Source organism: Paenibacillus macerans, from assembly GCF_900454495.1.
In the GTDB taxonomy this organism is placed as follows: Bacteria; Bacillota; Bacilli; order Paenibacillales; family Paenibacillaceae; genus Fontibacillus; species Fontibacillus macerans.
The window spans coordinates 3,186,369-3,210,278 of the sequence record NZ_UGSI01000001.1; the positions used below are offsets into that span (position 1 = coordinate 3,186,369).

Here is a 23,910-nt window from a genome sequence, read left to right on the forward strand (position 1 = left end):
TCGGAGCAAAAGAAAAGCCCGGCCAAAGCGGCCGAACTTTTCGCAGCATTACTTCTTCTTCTTGTCAAAGCTGATTTCCGGCGTCGTTAATTTATCGTAGAAATCCACAACGCCGTCCTTGTCGTCCGAAGCGCGCAGCGCCATCGCCGAGCGGGGATGCTCGTCCAGCGTCCCGGTGATCATGTAAGGGATCAAATAACCCCATTCCTCTTTTTCGCGCAAAGGGATAAGCAGCTCTTCCAGCACTTCGAGCACCGGACGCAGACGGTAGTTCGTATTTTTCAGATGCGTGACGAGCAGTTCGGTCGGGCAGTTGCCCGCGGCGCGCCCCATTCCGTACACCGACGCATCGAGCAGCTCGACGCCTTTTTCGGCGGCTATGAGCGTATTGGAAAACGCCAGCTGCATATTGTTGTGGGTATGCACCCCAAGCCGTTTGTTCGGCAGATGCGTTTTGAACTTGTTGACCAGATACTCCATATCCTTATAATCCAGGCTGCCGTAGGAATCGACGATATAAACGACGTCCACGACGCTCTCCCGGATCATTTCGAAAGCTTCCAGCAGCTCATTTTCCATAACGTTGGACAATGCCATAATGTTCAAGGTCGTTTCGTAGCCGCGGTCATGGAACAGCTGCACCAATTGAAGCGCCTTGTCTACATCTTTGATGTAGCAGGCGACGCGAATCAGATCGAGCAGGCTTTCGCTGCGCGGCAGGATGTCGTTTTCATCGACGCGTCCGATGTCGACCAGAGCCGACAGCTTCGTACGGCCTTTTTCGGGAATGACTTTCCGGAGAAAATCATCGTCAAGAAAGCGCCACGGTCCCGCCTGATCGGCGCCTTTAAGCAGCTTGGGCGAATTTTTATAGCCGATCTCCATATAATCGATCCCCGCCTCGTTCAGGCCGGCGTACAATTTTTGGACAAATTCAACGCTGAAGTCCCAGTTGTTGACCAAACCTCCGTCACGTATTGTACAATCCACGATTTTGCACGGGTTACCCTTCATACCAGCATGTTCCTCTCCATCGATAGTATTAATACCCATCTTACTTGAAGCGAAATCAAAAAGTAAAGAAGCAATTAATAATTGATATGAGGTTAGTCACAGTATGGTACGAACTAGCGTGATATATTACTTTTGAATCTAATTGAGATTGATTCTCAATGAAAACATCCATTCCATCTATCGCAGGCATCCAATAGACATACATTATTATCTTCCTAATTGACGAGGAGTGATTCGTAATGGAAACTTGCCGCTTTTGTTTGCTCAGATTAAAGCCGGGCGCGTCGGCCCGGGTTGCGGATTTCGGCCAAATGGACCCGATCTTGAAGCGCAGGCTGGCCGATCTCGGGATCCGGGAGGGATCGCGTATAACGGTTAAACGGTACTGCCTGCTGGGCGGTCCGGTGACTTTGGAATGCGGCGGGCAATTGCTCGGCATCCGGCAAAAGGAAGCCGCTAATATCGAGGTTATGGTGTCATGAGCGTCGCAGCGTTGATCGGCAACCCCAACACCGGAAAAACCTCGCTGTTCAACAGCCTGACGAAATCATACGAATACGTGGGCAACTGGTCCGGCGTGACCGTGGAGAAAAAAGTCGGACAGCTCCGCAACAAGTCCGGGCAGTTGACCGATCTGCCGGGCATCTATACGCTGCGCCCCCTGTCGCGCGACGAAGGGGTGGCCGCCGAATTTCTCGCCGCGGAACGCCCCTCGCTGCTCGTCAATATCGTCGATGCGTCCAATTTGGAACGCAACCTCTATCTGACGCTGCAGCTGCTGGAATACGGCCAGCCCGTCATCATCGGGCTTAATATGATGGACGTCGCCAAAGCAAACGGAATCGACGTCAACATAGAGCGGCTGGCCGGCTTGCTGGACGCCCCGGTTATGCCGCTTGTTGCCCGCACAGGCAAGGGCAGCAAGGAAATGCTTGCGGCGATGGGCAAGCTGTTGGCCTCGTCCGCAGCCGCGCCGGCGTTTAAGATTTATTACGGAGACATCCTTGAAGAGGCCATTCAGGACATTACCCGTGAATTAAACGGCTCGCTGACGGACCCTCATCCTTCCCTGCGCTGGATCGCTCTGCAATATCTGGAGGGCAATCCCGCCGTAAGTTCGGTGCTGCCTCCGCAAACCGATCTGAGTAAACTGGCCGCCTTACGGACAGCGGCGGAAAACCGGCTTGCCGCGGCAGGCGTCGCCGCCGGCGCAGAGGATCATATCCGCGCGATCCGCATGCAGGCAATCGGCAAAATATGCCGCGAAGTCATCGACACGACCGGCGAAAAGCCAAACGATTTCACGGAAAAAATCGATCGAATCGTCACCCATCCTATTTGGGGAATTCCGCTGTTCATCGCCTTTATGTTTCTGACCTTTCAGCTGACGTTTGACTGGATCGGCAATCCGTTATCCGATTGGCTCGACGCTCTGATCACCGGCCCCGTAACCCAAGGCGCGGCATGGCTGCTGGCGGCGGCGGGAGCTTCCGGTTTCACGCAGGCGCTGATTCTGGACGGGATTATCGGCGGGGTCGGCGGCGTGCTGGTGTTTGTTCCGCAAATTTTCATCATGTTTCTGATCATCTCGTTTATCGAAGACTCCGGCTACATGGCGCGGATCACCGTGATGATGGACAAATTGATGGAGCTCGTCGGACTGAACGGCAAGGCGCTGATCCCGTTTATTCTCGGGTTCGGCTGCAATGTGCCGGCGGTCATGGCTTCGCGGAATATCGAACAGCCCAAGGAACGCTTGCTTACGATGCTGCTCATCCCCCTGATGTCGTGCTCGGCCCGGCTCCCGGTTTACGCCTTGTTTGCAGGCATCCTGTTCGCCAAGTATCAGGCCTTGGTCGTGCTGTCGCTGTACGTGCTGGGCATCGTTCTTGCGCTGGTAATGGCCAAACTGTTCTCCGCTACCCTGTTTAAAAAGGAGCACTCCTTTTTTATGGTCGAGCTGCCGCCCTACCGTATGCCGCAAAGCATAACTTTACTCCGCAGCACTTGGGAAAAGGGCAAAGGTTTTCTGCGGAAGGCCGGTACGTTCATCCTGGGCGGTTCGGTGCTGATCTGGCTGCTTACTTACCTCGGACCGGGCGGTATCGCCGAAAATATGGACGACAGCTTTCTGGCCCTGATCGGCGGCCTGTTTGCCTCTGTGCTGGCCCCGGTCGGGTTCGGTACCTGGCAGTCCGGAGCGGCGCTGATTACCGGTTTTATGGCCAAAGAGGTCGTCGTTTCAACGATGAACATTATTTACCACGTTCCCGATCTGGCCGGTCTGCAGGGGCAAATCGCCCGTTTCTTTACGCCGCTGCAAGCCTACAGCTTCATGGCCTTCGTCCTGCTCTATACGCCTTGCATGGCTACGGTCGGCGTGCTCCGCAAAGAGACCGCCTCATGGAAATGGACGCTGTTTACGATCGGATACTCGCTGTCTCTCGCCTATGTCGTTTCGCTGATCATCTACCGGGGCGGAATATGGTTGGGACTTGCCTAAGTCAGCTCCCAACCCAAGCCAAAGAACGGAAAGGAGAAAAACTATGCTGTTCGATATTGTGATCGTAACCGCCGTCTTCGCCTTCGCCGGATACTCGCTGTACCGCGGCTTCAAAAAAAGCAAGAAAGGCGCCTGCGCGTCGTGCTCGCAGCAGAAAACCTGTTCTGCGGCGTGCAGCGGACGTCAGGCGCCCCCCGCCTCTTCCTGTTCGCCGGCCAAGCCCAAACGCGAGTAAGTGCAGCATCGTTTTTAAGATACGAGCGGCAGTTTGATGACGAAAATCGTTCCCGCGCCTTTGAGGCTGTCCACGGAAATATTCCCCCGATGGTTGCGGATAATCCGATAGCTTACGGACAGCCCCAAACCGGTGCCTTTCTCTTTTGTCGTAAAAAAAGGATCGAACAGACGGCCCAGCATGCTTTTGTCCATGCCGTTTCCGTTGTCCTGGATGGAAATGTTGACCGCCTTGCCCTCCATCTCCGCCCGGATATCGATGACTCCCTTATGATCCCCCTCCACCTCGGCGATGGCGTCCATCGCGTTTTTGATGATGTTGAGCAGGACCTGCTTGATCTGCTTCACATCGATCGATACGAGAAGCTCCTCCTCCGGAGCGTGCAGCATCATCTGGCAGCCTTTCATCACCGCCTCGCTTTCCGTCAGCAGGACAACCTCTTTCAGCAGCGATGACACGCTGACGGTCGATTTCTGCGGGGCGGAAGGCTTGGACGAATTCAAAAATTCATGAATGATGTCGTTGGCCCTGTCGATCTCGGTTAAAATTATCCGGGCGTACTCATCCTTGCCCAGCTCCACCAAATGCGGGCGGAGCAATTGAATGAACCCGCGGATCGCGGTTAATGGGTTGCGGATTTCATGGGCGATCGCCGCCGATATTTTCCCGAGCATCGCCAGCTTGTCGTTTTGGTACGCCGTTTGCTCGATCCGTTTGAAATCCGACACATCTTTGACGCTTAGCAAAAAGTCCCCGTCCATCTGATCTCCGTATGTAACCGTAATGAGCCAATGCCTTCCGTACTCATCGATAAACTCGTGGTATTTTTTCCGGTGAAAAATGGTTTCCCGATAAATCCGCAGAATCTTCCGCTTCTTGAATCGGTTCAGGTGCGGGTGGCGCAGCATTTGCAGCAAATTGCAACCGATGAGTGATTGGCGCGGCATCTCGAGCAGCCTGGCCATTTGAACATTGATGAAGGTTAATATTCCTTCGCAGTCAAACAGCATAATTCCGCTGTCTAGGTGCTGGAGCACGTTTTCGTATTTGTTTTTGACGAGTTGGGTTGATTGGAATGCTTTGACGGATTGGAGCAGCGTCTCCTGGAATTCACTCAACAAGTTGGTTCCCCCTTTTCCCATAAATGATGTACTTGCCTTACTGACAACATACGATCACTACCTGAGAAGAACTTACCCGAAATCGGCTCGCGCGTAACGCTTTTTTTCATTCCATTAGCCGCTCCGATCCGTTTCGACGACGGTAATATTTCATGAACTAAAAGCCTGTCCGAAAATCAGTCCGAAACTGCCTATTTCAATCATAGTAAAGTCTTCCAAATACCGTCAATCAGAGATACTGTCGAAAAACATGGAATCACCGCAAATGGACGACCATAGTCCTAAAAATAAAACGGCCTCCCTGCCGGGAGGCTGTTTATGGCCTGTATTCAGCCGTTATTTGTGTTGAAGCCGGGCTCTGCGCCTGCTCATAACGGCCAATCTTTTCTTCAGTTCTTCCTCCCATTTATCATCGCCGATTTGCTTCGCAACGGACAGGAGATCAAGCGAAATATCGATTTGGCTTTGAACGATCAAGAGCGGGTCCTCATCCTCACGGTTGACGCAATTTCCGAAAATCGATTCATCGTCCTCCATGACGAAATCCTGAAAATCGATTTCCGAAACCCCGTCGCCGTGGGCGTATTCCGCCAATATTTCGTATTCGTTCTCCACCTTATAATGAACCTCAACCCGATGGCATACCGGGCAAAATAACAGGGGAACATTATGAACCTGCGTACGATAATGCTTTAAAGTCCCCTTTGTTCCCAGCATGCTTGCTCCGCAGCAAAAACTCATTCCCCTTCACCCTTTCGCGTGTTCGGTACATCCATGGATCCCAGGCTAATCGCATTGCAGGATTTTCATATAATTTATTCGTGAAGCAGGATTGAAATTCCTGCGCCTCATTTGAAAATTCACCCATTTTGTTACAAAACGGGACTATGGTCCGATCCTCAGGCAGGTAAGCGCCGGCGGACCAAGCTTGGCATAAGGCGCTTTTGATGGGCAAAAAACCCCCTGATTGGCAGTGGCCAAACAGGGGGTTCATCGCTATTCACCCGAAATTAAGCGTTCAGGTTTTTATCACCCGGTTTCCAGTTCATGGCGCAAAGGCCGCCGGATTGCAGGGCTTGCAGCACGCGAAGCGTTTCGTCTACGCTGCGGCCGATGTCGTTATGGTTAACGACTTGATATTTCAATTCGCCTTCCGGATCGATGATGAACAATCCGCGGAGGGCTACGCCTTCTTCTTCGATCAGCACGCCGTAATCGCGGGCAACTTTCTTCGTGATATCGGAAGCGAGCGGGAAGTTCAACTGGCCGAGGCCGTTGCTATCCTTAGGCGTGTTGATCCACGCTTTGTGGCTGTGCTCGGAGTCCGTGCTCACGCCGAGAATTTCGCAATCGAGGTCGCGGAATTGAGCGTAAGCGTCGCTCAGCGCCGTAATTTCCGTCGGGCACACAAACGTGAAATCAAGCGGATAGAAGAAAAATACCAGCCATTTGCCGCGGTAGTCGGCCAGCTTCTTGCGTCCAAATTCCTTTCCGTCTCCCGTTACGATCGCCATGTCAAAATCCGGAGCGGGTCTTCCAACCAAACGTTCTGCCATTTTTAAAACTCCTCCTTTGAAAATATGTAAGAAACACATGAGTGTTTCTAATCCCTTTGTTGGTAAGTTTCAACCTTTTTCAAACTTACAGTTCTCATGGTATCAAAGGCATATTTCAAAGTCAATATTATAACAGTTACTTTTTTATAATTATTATAAATAAGGATTTTTTTTGAACTTTTTTTAGACTCAAAACCGAGATCAGTGCTTGAAAAAATAAATTATGACTTTGACTCTGAGGTGGCTGTCTATAGCGTTCGTGTCTTGGTATCCCTGCATACTGCTTTGCACGATTATTCCTTTTGTTCAGGAGGGAGAGGATGGGGGCTATTCACAGTCCTTTCATTTTTCCCGGTGTCTTGCCCCGTTCCTCCCGTCAGGTCCGCTTCACTTCTCCTAAACCTCATTCTCACAAACCTGTCTAACGATCTCGAACTAACGATCTCGAACTAATGCTCACGAACAGGTCTGCTTCTCCCAAACCTATTTTCTTCTCCTGAATTTAACTTCCTATCTGCTTCCGGATCAAACGGGATAATCATGCAAAGCGTCCGGACAGCGGATGTTGATCTGCCGATATCTCTTGCCACGATCGGTTACCGGCCCTCCCTGTCAAGCGCTGATTATTAGGTTGAGCCCTTTTTTGCTTACTTTTTCATCGCCGCGACGATCAGGTCGCCCATCGCTTTCGTGCCGATCGCCTTGCTTTTGTCAACCGCGATGTCGCCGGTCCGGTGGCCGGCGTCCAACACTTCCGCCACGGCGTTTTCGATCGCGTCCGCCGCGTCGGCGTAACCAAACGTCATGCGGAACATCAGCGCCACCGACAGAATCGTGGCGATCGGGTTGGCCAGGTTTTGGCCGGCGATATCGGGCGCCGAACCGTGCACCGGCTCGTAAAGGCCAAAGCTTCCTTCGCCGAGGGAAGCCGATGACAGCATGCCGATCGAGCCGGTCAGCATCGCCGCTTCATCGCTGAGAATGTCGCCGAACATGTTTTCCGTGACGATGACGTCAAAGCTGGCCGGACGGCGCAGCAGCTGCATCGCGCAGTTATCCACGAGCACATGCTCAAGCTCTACGTCCGGATACTCCGGCGCGATCCGGTTTACGACTTCGCGCCATAAACGCGACGTCTCCAGCACGTTCGCCTTATCGACGGAAGCAAGCTTCTTGCGCCGCTTTTGCGCGATTTCAAACGCTTGGCGGACGATCCGCTCCACCTCGCTGACGTTGTACGCGCAGGTATCCACGGCTTCCTGGCCTTGATCCGTATCCCGGCGGAATTTTTCGCCGAAGTAAATGCCGCCCGTCAGCTCCCGCACGACGATCAGGTCGGTGCCCTCAAGCACCTCCGGCTTCAAGGTGGACGCGTCCTTCAGGCAGTCGAAAACGACCGCCGGGCGCAAATTCGAGAACAAGCCCAACGCTTTGCGGATGCCGAGCAGGCCGGTTTCGGGACGCAGCTCCTTCGGATTGTTGTCCCATTTCGGGCCGCCGACCGCACCGAGCAGCACAGCGTCGGCGTTTTTGCACACTTCCAGCGTCTCTTCCGGAAGCGGCGTTCCTTTCTCGTCGATCGCAATGCCCCCAAACAGGGCATGCTCCGTTTCAAAACGGTATCCGAACAACTCCTCCGTCCGTTTCAGCACCTTTTCCGCTTCGGCCACCACTTCCGGTCCGATGCCGTCTCCCGCGATAACCGCGATTTTTTTTACTTCCGCCATTGCTTCCAGCTCCCTTTCGTGAACATACTCTTCTTCAGTTGTATCATAGCCGGTTAGGATAAACAAAGATATAGAATCTATTAAGGCAATAGGCATTAGCTATAAGCTATTTCCGTTTTCCTATGGATTATGGCGATTGTTTTATCCTCTACCGTTATCCTCGTTAGTGTCTCTAAGAAAGCTCGGACCAATGCGCAAAGCGGGCATGTTCCGGAGGCCCGAAGCGCCATCCGTAACGTGAAGGATAAACTGTGGCCGAGAAAGCATTACAATGAGTTTTTACGGCCCCCCGCCATGGGGTTAACCCGCCGGCTCCTCCTGCAGCGGCGGATCTTCCTGCAGCAGCTGCGGGGGCGGATACAGCAGTTAAAAAAACGTCTGTCGAGGTACATTCGGGAAGTTGAATCTTTTGCATTTCAATCGCTCTAAGATGGTGATTTACGGAAAATAGAATGCACTTTTGCAGTTGATCCCAGCGGGCTGTCCTTCTTTCCATGAAAAACGAAAAGCGAAAAGCGAAAAAACGGAGCATCTTCCGCTCCGTTTTTTTCGTTTATTTTTATTACTTTTTGATCCAGTGCATCAATCCGCGCAGCTCGCCGCCGACCACTTCGATCGGATGGCTGGCTTCGTTGCGGCGGGTAGCCGTCAGGAAAGCACGGTTCGATTGGTTTTCCAAAATGAAGTCGCGGGCGAATTTGCCTTGTTGAATATCGGCAAGCACTTCTTTCATCGCTTTTTTCGTTTCTTCCGTCACGATGCGCGGGCCTGTTACATAATCGCCGTATTCCGCCGTGTTGGAGATGGAATCGCGCATCGTAGCCAGACCGCCTTCATAGATCAGGTCGACGATCAGCTTCATTTCGTGCAAGCATTCGAAGTATGCCATTTCCGGAGCATAACCCGCTTCCACCAGCGTTTCGAAGCCGGCTTTGATCAGCGCGGATACGCCGCCGCAAAGCACAGCTTGTTCGCCGAACAAGTCGGTTTCCGTCTCTTCGCGGAACGAAGTTTCAATGACCCCTGCACGCGTACAGCCGATGCCCTTCGCATAAGCCAAACCGATTTCTTTAGCTTTGCCCGTAGCATCCTGATGGATCGCGATCAGGCCGGGAACGCCGAAGCCTTCCACATAAGTACGGCGAACCATGTGGCCCGGAGACTTCGGAGCAACGAGCAGCACGTCGTTGTCTTTGGAAGGCACGATTTGGCCGAAATGTACGTTAAAACCGTGAGCGAACATCAGGGCCGCGCCTTTTTTCAGGTTTGGCGCAATTTCACTGTTGTAAACCGCAGCCTGCGTTTCGTCCGGCATCAGGATTTGCACCACATCGGCGCGTTTCGTCGCTTCGGCGACGGACAATACTTCAAACCCGTCCTCTTTGGCTTTATCGAAGGATTTGCCTTCGCGAAGACCAACGATAACGTTCACTCCGCTTTCGCGCAGGTTTTGCGCATGGGCATGGCCTTGGCTGCCGTAACCGATAATTGCGATTGTTTTTCCTTTCAAAACGCCGAGATCTGCATCTTGTTCATAGTACAAAGTAACTGCCATTTTAATTTGCCCTCCTAAAATTTGCGGGATAGCCGTTTGGCTTCCCTTGATATTTAACCCTCCGCCTGATGAGCGGGCGTTTCAACGGACCGACGCCATAACGAGGTAAAGCGCTGCTGTCCATCCGCTCAAACCCCCGCTCTCCGGCGGAAGCCGAAGCCGTAAACGGCTTAGTTAAACCTGATTGTTTACTTGGACTTAAGGCTTTCGTTTTAGGCGTTGCCGCGAATCATCGCGGTCACGCCGGTGCGGCTCAGCTCCCGGATGCCGTAAGGCCGGAGCAGTTCGATCATCGCGTCGATTTTTTCGGTATCGCCCACTACCTGCACCATCAAGCTGGACGAACCGATATCGACGACCGCCGCACGAAACGTCTCGACGACGCCCATGATTTCGGGACGTTCGGCCGGCTCGGCTTTGACCTTGATCAAAGCCAGCTCCCGGGAAACCATCGGTCTGGAGCTCAAATTGACAACTTTGATGACATCGATTAATTTATAAAGCTGTTTTTCGATTTGCTCCAGCGTCTTGTCGTCCCCTTGGGTCACAATAACCATCCGGGACAAGCCTTCCTCCTCGGACTGGCCTACCGTGATGCTCTCGATATTGAAGCCGCGCCGGCCGAACAGGCCGGACACGCGCTGAAGAACACCCGGTTGATCGTTTACCAATACGGAAATGGCGTGCTTCATCATTCTTGTTCACCGTCCCCCATCAGCATTTGATCGATGGTAGAACCTTGCGGAACCATCGGATACACGTTCTCCTCTTTGCGGACCATGAATTCCACCAACACCGGTCCCGGCGTATCGAGTGCTTCCTGCCATACCCGTTTGGCCTCTTCCTTGCTTGCGGCCCGCAAACCTTTGACACCGTACGCTTCGGCGAGCTTCACGAAATCCGGGCTGCCCTCGAGGTTGATATGGCTATAACGGTTGTCGTAAATCAGCTCCTGCCATTGGCGAACCATCCCGAGCACCTGGTTGTTGATGACGACGATCTTCACCGGAATGTTGTTGATGGCGCAAATGGCCAGCTCCTGGGAGCACATTTGCATGCCGCCGTCGCCGTTGATCGAGATGACCAGCCGGTCCGGGAACGCCATCTGCGCGCCGATCGCCGAAGGGAACCCGAAGCCCATCGTTCCGAGGCCGCCCGAAGTGATCCAGGACCGCGGCTGATTGAATTTGTAAAATTGCGCCGCCCACATTTGATGCTGTCCGACGTCCGTGGTGACGATCGCTTCGCCGCCGGTGGTTTCGTTCAGCATTTCGATAACCCACTGCGGCTTCAACTCGGTGTCCGAGTCTTTGTACTTCAGCGGTTTATCGATCTTCGACTGCCGGATCTGCTCTCTCCAGGCATCCGCCTTGTCCGCCCGGGATACGAGCGGGTTGAGCATTTCCAACACCGTCTTCACATCGCCGACGATCGGAATGTCGGCATGCACGTTTTTGCCGATTTCGGCCGGATCGATATCGATGTGCACGATTTTCGCGCGAGGCGCAAAACCGTCCAGCTTGCCCGTCACCCGGTCATCGAACCGGGCCCCGATATTGATCAGCAAATCCGCCTGCTGGATCGATTGGTTTGCCGTGTAGGTGCCGTGCATTCCCGGCATGCCCATCCACAGCTCGTGCCCGCTCGGGAAAGCTCCCAAGCCGAGCAGCGTCGTCGTAATCGGAATTTGCGTCTTGTTCACGAATTCGAACAGCTGCTCATGGCCGCCGGAGTAGACGACCCCGCCGCCGGCGATGATCACCGGACGCTCCGCTTCTTTGATCGCCGCCGCCAGTTTGTCGAGCTGCAGCCGGTTCGGTACAACCGTCGGATTGTAGCCGCGCAGATTGACCGTTTGTACCGGTTCGAACAGCGTCTTGGCCGCCGACACGTCCTTCGGAATATCGATCAGCACCGGCCCTTTACGTCCCGTGTTGGCTAAATGGAACGCCTCGTGGATAATGCGCGGCAGATCCTCCACGTTTCTTACGAGATAGCTATGTTTCGTAATCGGCATCGTAATGCCGGTAATGTCCGCTTCCTGGAAAGCGTCGGTGCCGATCAGGCTGGTCGCGACGTTGCCGGTAATGACAACCAGCGGTACGGAATCCATAAATGCGGTGGCGATGCCTGTAACCAGGTTGGTCGCCCCCGGACCGGAGGTGGCGATGCACACGCCGACTTTGCCGGTGGCCCGGGCGTAACCGTCCGCCGCATGAATGGCGCCCTGCTCATGTCTGGTCAGCAGGTGATGGAAGTCGGTAAAACCGTACATCGCGTCGTAAATATACAGCACCGCGCCGCCCGGATAACCGAAGACGCACTCGACACCTTCCAAAAGCAAACTGCGAAGCAGTATTTCCGAGCCCGTAATGACTTCCGGTTTCATCCATTTCTCACGTAATTGTTCTGTAGACCGCACTTCTGGAGTTTGCGCGCTCATCAGTCATCCTCCTTTTCAAGGGTTGTTCAAAAAGCCGACTTTTTGAACTCTTATTGAATTACATTGCAAATAAAAAAACCTTCCGTCCGCCGGAAGCAGTCTCCTGTTCCGAGGGACGAAAGGTTTGCATCCTTTCGTGGTACCACCCATTTTCACCCGGCACCTCACGGTGCCAAGCCTTATCGAGTACGGTGCTTGTTACCCTTACCCGAAGTCCCTAACGCGGACCTGACGATTTTCCCTAATAGGCCTTGTTCGCAAGCGTCACCGCGGAATGGCTTGCAGCTTTTCAGGAAAACAGCTCCGAGGTGAGCTCGCATTTAAGGGGTTTTGGTGGTGGTCTCAGCAAATCCATCCACTCTCTGAGCAAAGAGCCCTTAAACCTTCGTCCTCATCATCGCCGATTCAGTATGTTCATAAAATGTTTAGGAACATTATATGATTACTTTACACATAGAGTCAATACCCAATCGAATGAAAACTTTTGACCGGAACACCTCTCCCCCTGCTCTCATAAGATAAATGGCGGCGCCCATACAGGATACGCGGCAAGGAGGAGAATCATCGCATGATCCGCTACAGAAGACCAAAGCAGGACGATCCCGTCATTTTCGATCTCGTTCAAAAGCAGCTCGTCCCCCATTCGAGTTTGCCTTCCCACGAAATCGAAACGATCCTAAAGGAACTGCCGAAACGGCTTTCGCGCGGCGTTACGCTGGTAGCCTCGCCTTATTATGAAGCCGATCCGGTGGCGTTTATTCATTTTCTCGTGTACGGCGATTTGCTGTATATCGATATGATGGCGGTTGCTCCCGCTTATCAGCGCAAGCGTTACGGCCAGACGCTGATGCTGCACGCGGAGCATTTTGCCGCTTCGCGCGAATGCATTCGCGCAAAAGTGATGGTGGACCGGGACAACACCCGAGCCCACCTTTTTTACCGCAAAATGGGGTACCGTAGGAAGCGTTTCATTGAGGCGACAAAGTGCTATGAAATGGAAAAAATACTTAATTTCTACATTTAGGCCGGTTTACCAAATGAACGGGCCACCAAACCCAAAGGGGCCGAAGCCGCCAAATCCAAAGGGACCAAAGCCGCCGAAAGCAAAGGGCGATGTGCCGATAGCCAGCAGATCAAACAAAACGAGCGGAGCAATCGCTTTGGTATGCACTTTTTTACCGGATTTCTGGCGGACGTACAGGCGGTTGCCGCTGATTTTCACCAGTTTGCCCGTTACAATACTACCGTCCTTTTTATAAGCTACAATGTCTTTGCCCAGCAATTTTTCGGCGTCTCTCTTCGTCACCGTTCTGCCCATCTTAACTCCTCCTGTTAGGTTATTTCATAGCCGTCAAACCGCTCGGGTGAACCGTTTTATTCGGCTATTGTGTGTTCAAACCTAACATATTCGCCTGTAATCATCGGTGCCTGCACCATCGCCTTGCTCCCTAAAAAAACAGGCCGGTGTCTACGGATTTAGGCAAAAAAAGATGCTTGCGCGTTAACGCAGCATCTCTTTTATATAGCTTTCCGTAGTGCTTCTCACGGTTGTTTACCGTTTACCCGGATCGTAAGGCGTTCCCAGCGCGGACGGAGCCGAGGAGCGGCCAACCGCACCGACAAGCACGATGATCGTCAGAACATACGGGATCATGAAAATGAACTCCTGCGGTATGTTTCTTGACCATTCAAACAGCTGCACATAGTTGCGGATCGCCTGGGAAAAGCCGAAAAACATCGCCGCTCCGAACGCGCCCAGCGGGTTCCATTTGCCGAAAATCATCGCCGCGATCGCAATGTACCCTTGCCCGGAAATCGTATTATGGGCAAACGTGCTTGTTGTCGTCAGCGTAATCGTAGCCCCGCCGATGCCCGCCAAGGCGCCGCTGAGCAGCACGCCGATGTAACGCATGCGGGTTACCTTGACGCCCAGCGTATCGGCCGCGCTCGGATGTTCGCCCACGGCGCGAAGACGCAGGCCAAACGGCGTCTTGAACAGCACGAAATAAACGACCGCGACGAGGATCAACGCCAGATACGTCGTCGGATAGGAGTTGAAGACGCCCGGACCGATGATCGGGATATCCCGGAGCACCGGAACGGCGTATTTCTGGAAGACGTCGACCAGCGGCGTTTCCGCCGCCCCTTCAAACAGCAGCTTGACGATGTAAACGGTCAGGCCCGCTGCCAAAAAGTTGATGACGATCCCGCTGATCGTCTGATCCGCCTTGAACGTGATGGTGGCAACCGCGTGAATAAGCGCCCCCAAAGCCCCGACAACGACAGCCGCCAGCACCCCGATCCACGGGGCCAGTCCTCCCATTCCGGCCTCCTGGGCATAATAGGTGCCTACGCCCGCCGCAAACGCGCCGAAGATCATCAAGCCTTCCAAACCGATATTCACCACGCCGGAACGTTCCGAAAAAATGCCGCCCAGCGCCGTGAAAATCAGCGCGGTCGAAAATACAAGGGTTGAATTAAGCAGTTGACCAAGCAGCGTTAGTACGTCCATATCACAACACCTTCTCTTTCTTTCGCTTCAGGAAGAAAGGTTTCAGTACCAAGCGTACGATGCCCTGAGCGGCAATGAAGAATATGATCGAACCGAGCACAATCTTGATCAGCTCCGGCGGAACTTTGGCGGCAAAGCTCATCCCGGCGGAGCCGTAAGTCAACACGCCGTAAAGAATGGCCCCCAGCACCACGCCAAAAGGATGGTTCATCCCAAGCAGCGCTACGGCAATACCGTCGAAGCCGTACCCCGGCGATGCGGCGTATACCGACTGATAGTGAAAAACGCCCAGCACTTCAAACGTGCCGGCCAGGCCGGCAAACACGCCGCTGATGAACATCGCTTTCACCACATTCCGGCCAACGTTCATCCCCGCGTATTCGGCCGCGTTCGGGTTCAGGCCGACCGAACGCATTTCGTACCCTTGTTTCGTTTTCCACAGGTATACAAAGAAAAATACCGCCGCCAAAAGGGCGATCACCGTTCCCCAATGAATCCGGGCGTTGTTGAACATCCCGAACAGGAACGTCATCGAAGCCGAAGCTTCGATATCCTCGGAACGGTTTTGGCCTTTCAGTAAAAAGAAGTTCCGGATCACGTAATTGGATAAGTACAAGGCGGTCCAGTTGAGCATGATCGTCGTAATAACCTCGTTAATGCCCCGCTTGGCCTTAAGATACCCGGCGATGGCGGCCCATAGACCTCCGGCGATCCCGCCGGCGATGACCGCGAGCGGCACAAGGATGGCGGACGGCAAACCCGACAAGGACAACGAGACAGCCGTGGCGGTCGTCATGCCGATGAGCACCTGCCCGTCCGCACCGATGTTGAACATCCCCGAACGGAACGCAAAGGCAACGGCCAGACCGGTGAAAATAAGCGGCGTAATTTGCCGGATCGTTTCGCCGAAATCGTACGGATTGCCGACGACCCGCTTAATCAACGCGCCGTAAGCCACCAGCGGATTATAGCCGCCGATCAGCATCACCACCGCCCCGACCAGCAGGCCGAGCAAAATCGCCACCAGCGGGACGATCAGGCTGTCCATCGTAAATATTTTGCGCAGTTTATCCAATCGACTGACCTCCCCGTTCCAGGCTGCCCGCCATCATCAGGCCGAGTTCCTGATCGTTCGTTTCCTGCGGAAGCACTTCGCCGACGATTTTCCCCTCGTAAATGACGGCAATCCTGTCGGATACGTTCATGATTTCATCCAGCTCGAAGGAAATAAGCAGTACCGCTTTCCCCTGATCGCGCTGCTCCACCAGCTGTTTGTGCACGAATTCGATCGCGCCGACATCAAGCCCGCGCGTCGGCTGGGCCGCGATCAGCAGGACCGGATTTTTGTCTATTTCCCGAGCAATAATTGCCTTTTGCTGATTGCCGCCGGACAAGGAGCGGGCTTTGGTCTCAATGCTTGGCGTACGCACGTCGAATTGCTCGACCAAAATCTTGGCACGCTCGTCGATTGCACGCTGGTTAAGCATCACACCTTTGCTGTAAGGCGCTTTATAATACGTTTCCAGCACCATATTTTCACTGATGGAAAAGTCGAGAACGAGGCCGTGCTTATGTCGGTCTTCCGGAATATGCGACACGCCGCTTTCAATGATCTTGCGGGTCGGCAGGTTCGCGAGTTCCTTCCCCAGCAGCCGGACCGATCCGGATTCGATCTTGCGCAATCCCGTAATCGCTTCGATCAGTTCCGTTTGACCGTTGCCGTCAACCCCGGCGATTCCGACGATTTCCCCTGCCCGCACTTCGAGATTCAAGCCGTCCAGCACCGGAATGCCGTGTTTGTCCTTTGCCTTGATTTCACTTAGCTGCAATACAGGCTGCCCAATTTTCGGCTCATTTTTATCGATTTTGAACGATACCCCGCGGCCCACCATCTTTTCGGCCAGTTCGCTCGGATTCGTTTTGTTCGTCTCGACGGTATCGATCACTTTGCCGCGCCGGATAATCGTTACCCGGTCGGAAATTTGCATAATTTCCTTCAGCTTATGGGTAATCAGAATGATCGATTTTCCTTCGGCGACGAGCCGACGCATGATCGCCATCAGCTCTTCGATTTCCTGCGGCGTAAGCACCGCCGTGGGCTCGTCAAATATAAGAATATCCGCGCCCCGGTACAAAATTTTCATGATTTCCACCCGCTGCTGCATCCCGACGGAAATATCGTGGATTTTCGAGTTCGGATTGACATGAAGACCATATTGTTCCGACAATTTCGCCACTTGGGCGGACGCCGATTTATAGTCGATGTTAACGCCTTTTTTCGGCTCCAAGCCGAGAATGATGTTCTCGGTCACCGTAAAAGGCTGGACAAGCTTAAAATGCTGGTGAACCATGCCTATTCCCAATTTGATCGCTTTATTGGGACTGTCGATCGTTACCGGTTGGCCGTTCATCTCGATCGTACCCTCATCAGGTTGATAGAGCCCGAACAAAATGTTCATTAGCGTCGATTTGCCCGCACCATTCTCGCCGAGAAGCGCGTGAATTTCCCCTTTTTTCAGGGTCAGGCTGATGGAATCGTTGGCCACTATGCCGGGAAAACGCTTTGTGATTTGCTTCAACTCGACTACGGGAGCCTCGGCATTCATGAAATCACCCTCACCATTTTGGGATTTACGCAAGCAACAAGGCCAGTTCATCCACTGGCCTTGCCTGCTTGATTGCTATGTTTACTGCTGCTTGACCGCATCCGGCTCAAACCCGGCCGATCTTTTAAGCCGCTTGGTTATTCGGATGGAACCGTGATTTCGCCGCTTACGATTTTTTGTTTGTACTCTTCCACCTTGTCGAGAATTTCCTTGCTCAGGTTCGGATTTTCTTCCGGCAAACCAACGCCGTCTTCCTTCAGCGTCAGGTTGGTAACTTGTCCGCCTTTAAACGTGCCGTCGATAACTTGCTGAGAAACGTTCTTCACCGCAACGTCAACGCGTTTAATCATCGAGGTTAAAGTAACTTCATGCCCAAACTCAATCGATTGGTCTTTGTCGACGCCGATAACCCACAATTTGTTTGCTCCGCCGGCGTTGTTGCGCGCGGTTGCTTCGTTGAACACGCCGTTGCCGGTTTGGCCGGCGGCCGGGAAAATAATGTCCGCGCCGTAATCAAACAATTGGCCGGCAAGAGATTTGCCGATATCCGGTTTGTCATACGCGCCGGCATAAGTAATTTTGACTTCCGCATCCGGATTAACCGCCTTAACGCCTGCTTGGAAACCAACCTCAAAGCGTTTGATAACCGGGCTATCGGCACCGCCGATAAAACCGATTTTGTTTGTTTTCGTCGTCAAGCCGGCTACGACACCGACCAGATAAGCCCCTTCATTTTCCGCAAATGTTACGGATTCCACGTTTGGAGCGTCAACCACGTTGTCGATAATGGCCATTTTGGCGTTCGGATTCGCGTCAGCCACTTGTTTCGTAGCGTCGCCGAGGTCAAAGCCGATCGACCAGGTCAGATCAAAGCCGTTTTGCACGAATTGGTTCAGGTTTGGAACGTAGTCCGAGCTGCTTGCGCTTTGCAAATACTGGTTTTGAATGCCTTTTTCTTTGTTCAAAGCTTGCAGCGCTTCCCATGCCGATTGGTTAAACGATTTGTCGTTAACGCCGCCGACGTCCGTGACAAGACCGATCTTCACATTGGAAGCTGAAGCCGTATCCCCGCCGTTGCCCGCTCCGGCATTTCCGGTTTTAGCCGCGTTGCCTCCGTTGGCACCGCCATTGTTCGCCGCTTTCTGACCGCAGCCGGCCAAAACCAACACGAAGGCGAGCATCATGACTAGAGAAAGTTTGAAGGCTTTGTTCATTGAAAAATAATCCCCCTTAAAATTTATGACCTTATCCAAGGTTTCGATATAGTCAGATTATAACTGCAAAATAAGCTAAAATCCATACTTTTAACGACCTTGGGTCAAATAATTTTCGTGTTTATTCCAGGTAAAGCGCTTGCTTTTGACAAGTTTCCCACGCAATGTTCGTTTGATGTGAACTTAAGCTGGGAAGAACTGTCTATTTCCGAACTTTTCCCAGCAACCCGAAGCACAATGTAAGCTTTTTCTCTCGGCCCGCTTCGCCCCGCTGTACCTATATACTTCCTCATTTTCTAATTTCCATGCCTGTCTTGCTTATGCATCTTCTAAAAAAGGCGCCGCCCCGGTGTTCTAATACCGGAAACAGCGCCTTGTCAACCTAATTAAGCGTTGATTTTTTCTTTGGCTACGGCGGCCAAAGAATTAAATGCGTTCAGGTCGTTGACGGCGAGATCCGCCAGCATTTTGCGGTTGATGTTCACTTCGGCCAATTTCAAGCCATGCATCAATTTGCTGTAGGACAAACCGTTCATGCGAGCTGCCGCATTGATCCGAACGATCCAAAGCTTACGGAAGTCGCGTTTTTTCGTGCGACGGTCGCGGTATGCGTACAGCAGGGATTTCATAACCTGCTCGTTCGCGGTTTTGAAAATGCGGTGCTTCGAACCGAAATAACCTTTAGCCAGTTTCAATACTTTTTTATGACGACGACGAACGACGAATCCGCCTTTTACTCTTGCCATATTAAAAACCTCCCAAAAAGTTGTGTTAAGTATGAGCGTTCAAAAAGTCAGGTTTTCGGCAGGCTTCATGATCGGAAAACCTCGATCGATGCATCTGCACGGAAGCCAGACCGCCTTAAGCGGTGGTTATTCTTGCGATATAAGGAAGCTGGTGCCGAGAGGCTTTACTTTCTTATATCTTCAAAAGATGACTTTTTGAACTATCTCTTTGATTACTTCAAGTTTGCCAGTTGTTGCTTCATACGGCTAACGTCACCTGCGTAAGCAACAGGGCTGTTGGCCAAAACACGTTTTCTGCGATTGGACTTATGGGACAGCAAGTGATTGCGGTTCGCTTTGTAACGTCTAACTTTACCGGACCCGGTAATTTTGAAGCGGCCTTTCAGGCTGCTGTGAGTTTTCATTTTAGGCATTGTACTTCCCCCTCAAAGTTTGTGAGACGATTGTTCCCTTTCCGTGGCATTCCGCGGGCGGAACGCTCATATATAGAAAACAAGCGCTTAGTTTTTCGGTGCCAGAATCATGATCATGCTGCGTCCTTCCAGCTTCGGAAGGCGCTCAATGCTTGAGATTTCCGCAACCTCATCTTTGACGCGGTCGAGAATTTTTTTCCCGATGTCGGCATGGGCAATTTCGCGTCCGCGGAAGCGGACCGAACATTTCACCTTGTCGCCATCCTTCAAAAATTTGATCACATTGCGAAGCTTCGTTTGGAAATCGTGCTCCTCGATGTTGCTCCGGAACCAGACTTCTTTGATGTCCACAATTTTCTGATTTTTGCGGGCTTCCTTCTCTTTCTTCTGTTGCTCGTAACGGAACTTGCCATAGTCCATAATCCGGCAAACCGGCGGCTTGGCAGTCGGCGCAACGTTCACCAGATCCAGATTCAGGTCGATCGCCATCTGCAGCGCTTCGCGCAGCGGCTTGATGCCAATTTGTTCTCCAGCAGCGCCAACCAGACGGACCTCTTTCGCACGAATCTCATCATTGATCAAATGTTCCTTACTGATAATTCTCCACCTCCAAAAGGTCTTAAGCTCTTTGACCGAAACTTAGGCACATAAAAAGGATGCAGGTCTTACGCCCGCATCCCAAATTGATCGTCAATTCTTCATGAACATATCATTCACAAATCATTGGATCAAAACCAGCCAACGTTAAAGTCGGTCAGGTGAGAAGCCGGGGCCTCTGCTTGCAATCCAAAAACTTCTTGCAACCTCAAATACTATAGCATGAGGATAAACGCCAAGTCAAGGGGATTTGATAAAAAAAGCCGGTTTGTATTTCTTTTGTATTTCCGTTCGCCTCCGGCGGGGAGTCAGACTCCCTCCCTACAAGCTCCCTATCCACTTGGTGGTCTCGCTGCCGGAAAGTTAGGCTGGAAAGATGGGCCGGAGAGTTGGGCCGGAAATAGCGGTCATTAATGTCGTTATTTTAGCTTTTTGATTCCGTTTGCCCGAAATAGAAGCGTTTTACGCCCTTATTTTCCAAGACAGCCCGTAAAAAGCAGCGATATTGAGCCTTCGCCCAAAAATAAGAGCCTAAAAATCCCTTATTTGCTCCACAGCTCCCTGGTCGGATAAAATAAGGTCATTTTTTGCCGCTATCCTTCCGACACGGCACGGTACAGTACAGTACGATACTGTACGGCGCGCTCAAGCGCCAACTTCGGCGAACCTGCATGACTTGCGAAATAAGGCAGATTATTTCTTCGATGATGATTCAGTCTTATATCTTCAAAAGATGACCTTTTGAGTTTTCGATTCAATAAAAGTTTAAAAACCGGCTTTTCGGCACCGAGAAGGGTTGGATGAAGCTGGGACCGAGTAGCGCAGCGTAGGTGAGCCTACGTGAGCACACGCAGGACCCGGCTGAATCCAAGATTCGACGCCGAGCCCGCTTCATCCGTTTAAAGCTTCGTGATAAGAAAAACCTTTATCGATGCAAATCCAAGCAGTCAGACCGCATTTAGCGGAAGTTTTTCTTGCGATATGAGGAAGTTCTTTCTTGGATGATTACTCATCCTCATATCTTCAAAAGTCGGTTTTTAAACAACTGTTACAATCAAGACTCAAAAGGCCAGGTTTTCAGCACCGAAAAGGTTGGATGAAATAGGGACTGAGGAGCGGAGCGTAGGTAGTTCCTACGTGAGCACCGGAAGGCCCTATTGAATTCAAGATTCGACGCCGAACAGCCCTCTGAAATTACTTCGTGATCAAAAGACGGCCTTTTGAGTTTCCTTAAATCAGCCTTGTTTGCTTTGCACTTCTTCGAGGCGAACTACGCGCGTATGCTGCGTATGGCTCCATTGCTTGTTGTTTTGCGTAAAGAATGCGTAGAACGTGATCGGCCACCAGGAGATCAGATAAATCGGGAAAAGGATCAGGTATGCGTACACCTTCTTGGACTTCACCTTCTCCAGGATCATGGCCGCCAGGAAAATAAACACGTTCGCCGCGATCGCCAAATAGGAAACCCACATCGGCAAGTATTGATAAAGCGTATCGAAATGCGGCCCTTGCAGCAGCGACTGGTCCACCCAGATCAATGCCGTCAGCAGGAACGTCAGCAACACGATGTATACGTTGACCCCATAAAGCGCCATATCCAGCTTGACAAAATTGCGTTCCTTGATGCTCTTCCAAAGCAGCGGGAAGAAGTAACGGCGGGCGACCGTAAAGTGTCCCTGCATCCACCGCAAACGCTGGCGCGCCGAAGCTTTGAACGTCAGCGGCTTCTCGTCGAACAGCTTGGCGTCGTAGTTAAACACCGGATACACGCCCCGCTCCACGCAGCGCATCGTAAATTCCAAGTCTTCGACCAAGCTTGTCGCGCCCCAGCCCATCTCTTTGAGCAGGTTCGTTTCAAAGCACATCCCCGTGCCGCCCAGGAAGTTCGCCATGTTCAAATTATGCCGGGACAACTGCCAAAGCCGGTTGCAGTACCAGTACGAGATCCCGTAAGAAGCCGTAATCCAGGAATCCTCCGGGTTCTTCGTGTCGATGTACCCTTGGATCACGCGGGCCCCGGAGCACAGATCGTTGTTCATTTCCCGCAGGAAATCCGGATGCGCCAGATTGTCGGCGTCAAACATCACAATCGCGTCGTACTGGCGCGGCATTTTCCACAGCTGCTTCAGCATCCATTCGATCGCGTAGCCCTTGCCGCGCAAATTCGGATTGCTGCGGACGCAGGCGTTCATGCCGTGGCTGCGGACGATGTCCGCCGTACCGTCCGTGCAGTTATCGCAAATGACAAATACGTCGAACAATTCTTTCGGATAGTTCAGGAGCTTGAGATTTTCCATCAAAGCCCCGACCACTTTTTCTTCGTTGTGCGCCGCGACAAGCACGGCAAAAGATTTGGTTGGCTCGAATTGCCTTTTCGTTTTTTTCTTGTACATGCCGAATAAAGCTAAACCGAACTGATACACCCCAATCACCGCAAGCACCACCTGCAGCGAGACCAAGATGATGTCCAACATGATTTCTTGCCCCCTTTTTAATGCTCCGTTTTCTATCTCTCATGTCCGGAGCGTTTGGTAATAATTGACCCTTTTTTTGTCACTGTCCCTTTTTTTGTCTTTCGAATGGCATTTTTTTCTAATCAAATTAACGTAACGCATTCGATTTTCCACGAATTTGCCGCTTTTGTCAAAGCCACTATAACCCCGCCGTAGCGCAAATATATCCGAAGTCGGTCTATTTTCGCGTACGGGACCGCCGCATCCTGCGTGCAGGTGCGGTTTGTTCTTATTTTCATCACTTTTGGCACTTTTTATTTCAGGTTCCAACTTTTTTTTCATTCTCCGCGTCAAAAAAAGGAACGTTCCATATTTAACAGACGTGACAAAGCGGCAAAAAGTTTACAGATTCCTGCACTTTTTTTTAAACTTTTTTGCTATTATTTGAATCATTGTAAAGGGACGCCGGGCAAAAAGTCAAAACCCGCCGATGTACCCCGAACAAAAAAACAGTTCTTGAAAAGGCCATGGATTAAAAATATGATAAGTCTAACCTGAAAATGCCAACCTACTTTTTAAGCAAAACGTAAAAACGGGCAGTTTTAGGCCGTAGAACGCGGCCAAACCAAACGCGGAGGGATTACATGAATCAGCTCATTCAAAAATTAAAAAACCTGGACCGCCGGATTTTCGTGGGGATCAACGGCCGCTGGCACCGCGAATTTCTCAATTCCTGGCTTTATCGATTAACTTTTTTGGGCGGAGCTACGTTTACGATCGCCTTTTCCTTGCTCATTTGGCTTGCCGCACCCCAGCCCTGGAGCAGGGTAGGCCTGCAATCATGCGTTGCTCTTGCGCTCAGCCATCTTCCCGTCGCGCTCGTCAAAAAAACATATCCGCGCGTTAGGCCTTATTTGACGCTGCCGGGCACGAACACCTTCAGGAATCCGCTGAAGGACCATTCTTTTCCTTCCGGGCATACGACGGCGATTTTTTCGGTAACGGTACCGTTCGTGGCCGCCGCCCCCGGGCTCGGATTTGTGCTTTTGCCCGTGGCGCTGGTGGTCGCCGTTTCGCGGATTTACCTGGGCCTGCATTATCCTTCGGACTGCCTTGCCGGCGCGGTGATCGGTTCTTGCGTGGCCCTCGGCACGGTTGCATTCTGGGCGTAAAGGGGATATTGTAGTTCAGTAGGAAAACCTTGCAGGAAAAGGT

The 23,910-nt window shown here is 52.1% G+C and carries 22 protein-coding genes; 5 read left to right on the plus strand and 17 right to left on the minus strand.

All coding sequences use genetic code 11. The features are described 5' to 3' along the window. Positions 1-48 precede the first annotated feature (48 nt). Complete coding sequence (locus DYE26_RS14420; RefSeq protein WP_036624913.1) at positions 49-1,014, minus strand: aldolase catalytic domain-containing protein; 966 nt, start codon at positions 1,012-1,014, stop codon at positions 49-51. A 239-nt stretch (positions 1,015-1,253) separates the two neighbouring features. Between DYE26_RS14420 and DYE26_RS14425 the strand changes: the two genes are divergently transcribed. The 3 genes from DYE26_RS14425 to DYE26_RS14435 are packed head-to-tail and all read left to right on the plus strand — an operon-like array spanning position 1,254 to position 3,752. After that, positions 1,254-1,496: a FeoA family protein gene (locus DYE26_RS14425; RefSeq protein ID WP_036624914.1), complete on the plus strand. Its 243-nt coding sequence runs from the start codon at positions 1,254-1,256 to the stop codon at positions 1,494-1,496. Next, a complete protein-coding gene (feoB, locus tag DYE26_RS14430) occupies positions 1,493-3,517 on the plus strand; it encodes a ferrous iron transport protein B (protein WP_036624915.1) in 2,025 nt (674 codons plus the stop codon). Before DYE26_RS14425 ends, feoB begins: the two co-directional genes overlap by 4 nt. A 43-nt stretch (positions 3,518-3,560) precedes the next feature. Next, positions 3,561-3,752, plus strand: coding sequence for a FeoB-associated Cys-rich membrane protein (locus DYE26_RS14435; protein ID WP_036624916.1), 192 nt, complete (start codon positions 3,561-3,563; stop codon positions 3,750-3,752). Between the two features lie 14 nt (positions 3,753-3,766). Here the strand turns inward: DYE26_RS14435 and DYE26_RS14440 are convergent, their stop codons facing one another. The 7 genes from DYE26_RS14440 to ilvB form a co-directional block, all read right to left on the minus strand. Then, a complete protein-coding gene (locus DYE26_RS14440) occupies positions 3,767-4,873 on the minus strand; it encodes an ATP-binding protein (RefSeq protein WP_036624917.1) in 1,107 nt (368 codons plus the stop codon). Between the two features lie 336 nt (positions 4,874-5,209). Beyond that, positions 5,210-5,614, minus strand: a complete 405-nt coding sequence (locus DYE26_RS14445) for a hypothetical protein (RefSeq protein WP_036624918.1) — start codon at positions 5,612-5,614, stop codon at positions 5,210-5,212. Between the two features lie 269 nt (positions 5,615-5,883). Next, on the minus strand, positions 5,884-6,429 hold the full coding sequence (locus tag DYE26_RS14450; protein WP_036624920.1) for a peroxiredoxin: 546 nt from the start codon (positions 6,427-6,429) through the stop codon (positions 5,884-5,886). A gap of 647 nt (positions 6,430-7,076) precedes the next feature. Beyond that, entirely contained in the window at positions 7,077-8,156 is a 1,080-nt protein-coding gene (gene leuB, locus DYE26_RS14455) for a 3-isopropylmalate dehydrogenase (RefSeq protein ID WP_036624921.1), read from the minus strand. Positions 8,157-8,718: 562 nt separating this feature from the next. Next, positions 8,719-9,711: a ketol-acid reductoisomerase gene (ilvC, locus tag DYE26_RS14460; protein ID WP_036624922.1), complete on the minus strand. Its 993-nt coding sequence runs from the start codon at positions 9,709-9,711 to the stop codon at positions 8,719-8,721. A 212-nt stretch (positions 9,712-9,923) separates the two neighbouring features. Beyond that, positions 9,924-10,406, minus strand: coding sequence for an acetolactate synthase small subunit (gene ilvN / locus DYE26_RS14465; protein WP_036624923.1), 483 nt, complete (start codon positions 10,404-10,406; stop codon positions 9,924-9,926). After that, the gene (gene ilvB, locus DYE26_RS14470) at positions 10,403-12,154 is read right to left on the minus strand and encodes a biosynthetic-type acetolactate synthase large subunit (RefSeq protein ID WP_036624924.1); all 1,752 of its coding nucleotides are present in this window, start codon (positions 12,152-12,154) and stop codon (positions 10,403-10,405) included. The genes ilvN and ilvB overlap by 4 nt, the downstream gene beginning before the upstream one ends. Positions 12,155-12,722: 568 nt before the next feature. Here ilvB and DYE26_RS14475 point away from each other — a divergent pair. Next, positions 12,723-13,178 carry a GNAT family N-acetyltransferase gene (locus DYE26_RS14475; protein ID WP_036624926.1) on the plus strand — a complete coding sequence of 152 codons (456 nt, stop codon included), beginning with the start codon at positions 12,723-12,725 and terminating at the stop codon, positions 13,176-13,178. A 6-nt stretch (positions 13,179-13,184) separates the two neighbouring features. Here DYE26_RS14475 and DYE26_RS14480 read toward each other — a convergent pair whose 3' ends face one another. The 9 genes from DYE26_RS14480 to DYE26_RS14520 all read right to left on the minus strand — a co-directional run bounded on the left by DYE26_RS14480 (position 13,185) and on the right by DYE26_RS14520 (position 22,716). After that, entirely contained in the window at positions 13,185-13,472 is a 288-nt protein-coding gene (locus tag DYE26_RS14480; RefSeq protein ID WP_036624927.1) for a hypothetical protein, read from the minus strand. A 234-nt stretch (positions 13,473-13,706) separates the two neighbouring features. Beyond that, a complete protein-coding gene (locus DYE26_RS14485) occupies positions 13,707-14,666 on the minus strand; it encodes an ABC transporter permease (RefSeq protein WP_036624929.1) in 960 nt (319 codons plus the stop codon). Between the two features lies 1 nt (position 14,667). Further along, the gene (locus DYE26_RS14490) at positions 14,668-15,741 is read right to left on the minus strand and encodes an ABC transporter permease (protein WP_036624930.1); all 1,074 of its coding nucleotides are present in this window, start codon (positions 15,739-15,741) and stop codon (positions 14,668-14,670) included. Next, entirely contained in the window at positions 15,734-17,272 is a 1,539-nt protein-coding gene (locus DYE26_RS14495) for an ABC transporter ATP-binding protein (protein WP_036624931.1), read from the minus strand. The genes DYE26_RS14490 and DYE26_RS14495 overlap by 8 nt, the downstream gene beginning before the upstream one ends. A gap of 137 nt (positions 17,273-17,409) precedes the next feature. Continuing rightward, the gene (locus DYE26_RS14500) at positions 17,410-18,486 is read right to left on the minus strand and encodes a BMP family lipoprotein (protein WP_036624932.1); all 1,077 of its coding nucleotides are present in this window, start codon (positions 18,484-18,486) and stop codon (positions 17,410-17,412) included. Between the two features lie 386 nt (positions 18,487-18,872). Further along, the gene (rplT, locus tag DYE26_RS14505; RefSeq protein WP_036624933.1) at positions 18,873-19,232 is read right to left on the minus strand and encodes a 50S ribosomal protein L20; all 360 of its coding nucleotides are present in this window, start codon (positions 19,230-19,232) and stop codon (positions 18,873-18,875) included. Between the two features lie 212 nt (positions 19,233-19,444). Beyond that, a complete protein-coding gene (rpmI, locus tag DYE26_RS14510; RefSeq protein ID WP_036624934.1) occupies positions 19,445-19,645 on the minus strand; it encodes a 50S ribosomal protein L35 in 201 nt (66 codons plus the stop codon). An 87-nt stretch (positions 19,646-19,732) separates the two neighbouring features. Further along, the gene (infC, locus tag DYE26_RS14515; protein ID WP_036624935.1) at positions 19,733-20,227 is read right to left on the minus strand and encodes a translation initiation factor IF-3; all 495 of its coding nucleotides are present in this window, start codon (positions 20,225-20,227) and stop codon (positions 19,733-19,735) included. A gap of 1,250 nt (positions 20,228-21,477) precedes the next feature. After that, complete coding sequence (locus DYE26_RS14520) at positions 21,478-22,716, minus strand: glycosyltransferase family 2 protein (protein ID WP_036624936.1); 1,239 nt, start codon at positions 22,714-22,716, stop codon at positions 21,478-21,480. Positions 22,717-23,339: 623 nt separating this feature from the next. On the opposite strand from DYE26_RS14520, the gene DYE26_RS14530 reads away from it, so the two are divergent. Beyond that, positions 23,340-23,867 carry a phosphatase PAP2 family protein gene (locus tag DYE26_RS14530; RefSeq protein WP_036624939.1) on the plus strand — a complete coding sequence of 176 codons (528 nt, stop codon included), beginning with the start codon at positions 23,340-23,342 and terminating at the stop codon, positions 23,865-23,867. The last annotated feature ends 43 nt before the right edge of the window (positions 23,868-23,910 follow it).

What these genes read in the sequence shown, in the direction of transcription:
- DYE26_RS14495 (WP_036624931.1), bottom strand. Translation starts at nt 17,272, where the DNA reads ATGAATGCCGAGGCTCCCGTAGTCGAGTTGAAGCAAATCACAAAGCGT.
- rplT (WP_036624933.1), bottom strand. Translation starts at nt 19,232, where the DNA reads ATGGCAAGAGTAAAAGGCGGATTCGTCGTTCGTCGTCGTCATAAAAAA.
- DYE26_RS14435 (WP_036624916.1), top strand. Translation starts at nt 3,561, where the DNA reads ATGCTGTTCGATATTGTGATCGTAACCGCCGTCTTCGCCTTCGCCGGA.
- feoB (WP_036624915.1), top strand. Translation starts at nt 1,493, where the DNA reads ATGAGCGTCGCAGCGTTGATCGGCAACCCCAACACCGGAAAAACCTCG.
- ilvN (WP_036624923.1), bottom strand. Translation starts at nt 10,406, where the DNA reads ATGATGAAGCACGCCATTTCCGTATTGGTAAACGATCAACCGGGTGTT.
- DYE26_RS14530 (WP_036624939.1), top strand. Translation starts at nt 23,340, where the DNA reads ATGAATCAGCTCATTCAAAAATTAAAAAACCTGGACCGCCGGATTTTC.
- DYE26_RS14500 (WP_036624932.1), bottom strand. Translation starts at nt 18,486, where the DNA reads ATGAACAAAGCCTTCAAACTTTCTCTAGTCATGATGCTCGCCTTCGTG.
- ilvC (WP_036624922.1), bottom strand. Translation starts at nt 9,711, where the DNA reads ATGGCAGTTACTTTGTACTATGAACAAGATGCAGATCTCGGCGTTTTG.
- DYE26_RS14475 (WP_036624926.1), top strand. Translation starts at nt 12,723, where the DNA reads ATGATCCGCTACAGAAGACCAAAGCAGGACGATCCCGTCATTTTCGAT.
- DYE26_RS14485 (WP_036624929.1), bottom strand. Translation starts at nt 14,666, where the DNA reads ATGGACGTACTAACGCTGCTTGGTCAACTGCTTAATTCAACCCTTGTA.
- DYE26_RS14480 (WP_036624927.1), bottom strand. Translation starts at nt 13,472, where the DNA reads ATGGGCAGAACGGTGACGAAGAGAGACGCCGAAAAATTGCTGGGCAAA.
- DYE26_RS14520 (WP_036624936.1), bottom strand. Translation starts at nt 22,716, where the DNA reads ATGTTGGACATCATCTTGGTCTCGCTGCAGGTGGTGCTTGCGGTGATT.
- rpmI (WP_036624934.1), bottom strand. Translation starts at nt 19,645, where the DNA reads ATGCCTAAAATGAAAACTCACAGCAGCCTGAAAGGCCGCTTCAAAATT.
- leuB (WP_036624921.1), bottom strand. Translation starts at nt 8,156, where the DNA reads ATGGCGGAAGTAAAAAAAATCGCGGTTATCGCGGGAGACGGCATCGGA.
- ilvB (WP_036624924.1), bottom strand. Translation starts at nt 12,154, where the DNA reads ATGAGCGCGCAAACTCCAGAAGTGCGGTCTACAGAACAATTACGTGAG.
- DYE26_RS14450 (WP_036624920.1), bottom strand. Translation starts at nt 6,429, where the DNA reads ATGGCAGAACGTTTGGTTGGAAGACCCGCTCCGGATTTTGACATGGCG.
- DYE26_RS14420 (WP_036624913.1), bottom strand. Translation starts at nt 1,014, where the DNA reads ATGAAGGGTAACCCGTGCAAAATCGTGGATTGTACAATACGTGACGGA.
- DYE26_RS14425 (WP_036624914.1), top strand. Translation starts at nt 1,254, where the DNA reads ATGGAAACTTGCCGCTTTTGTTTGCTCAGATTAAAGCCGGGCGCGTCG.
- DYE26_RS14445 (WP_036624918.1), bottom strand. Translation starts at nt 5,614, where the DNA reads ATGAGTTTTTGCTGCGGAGCAAGCATGCTGGGAACAAAGGGGACTTTA.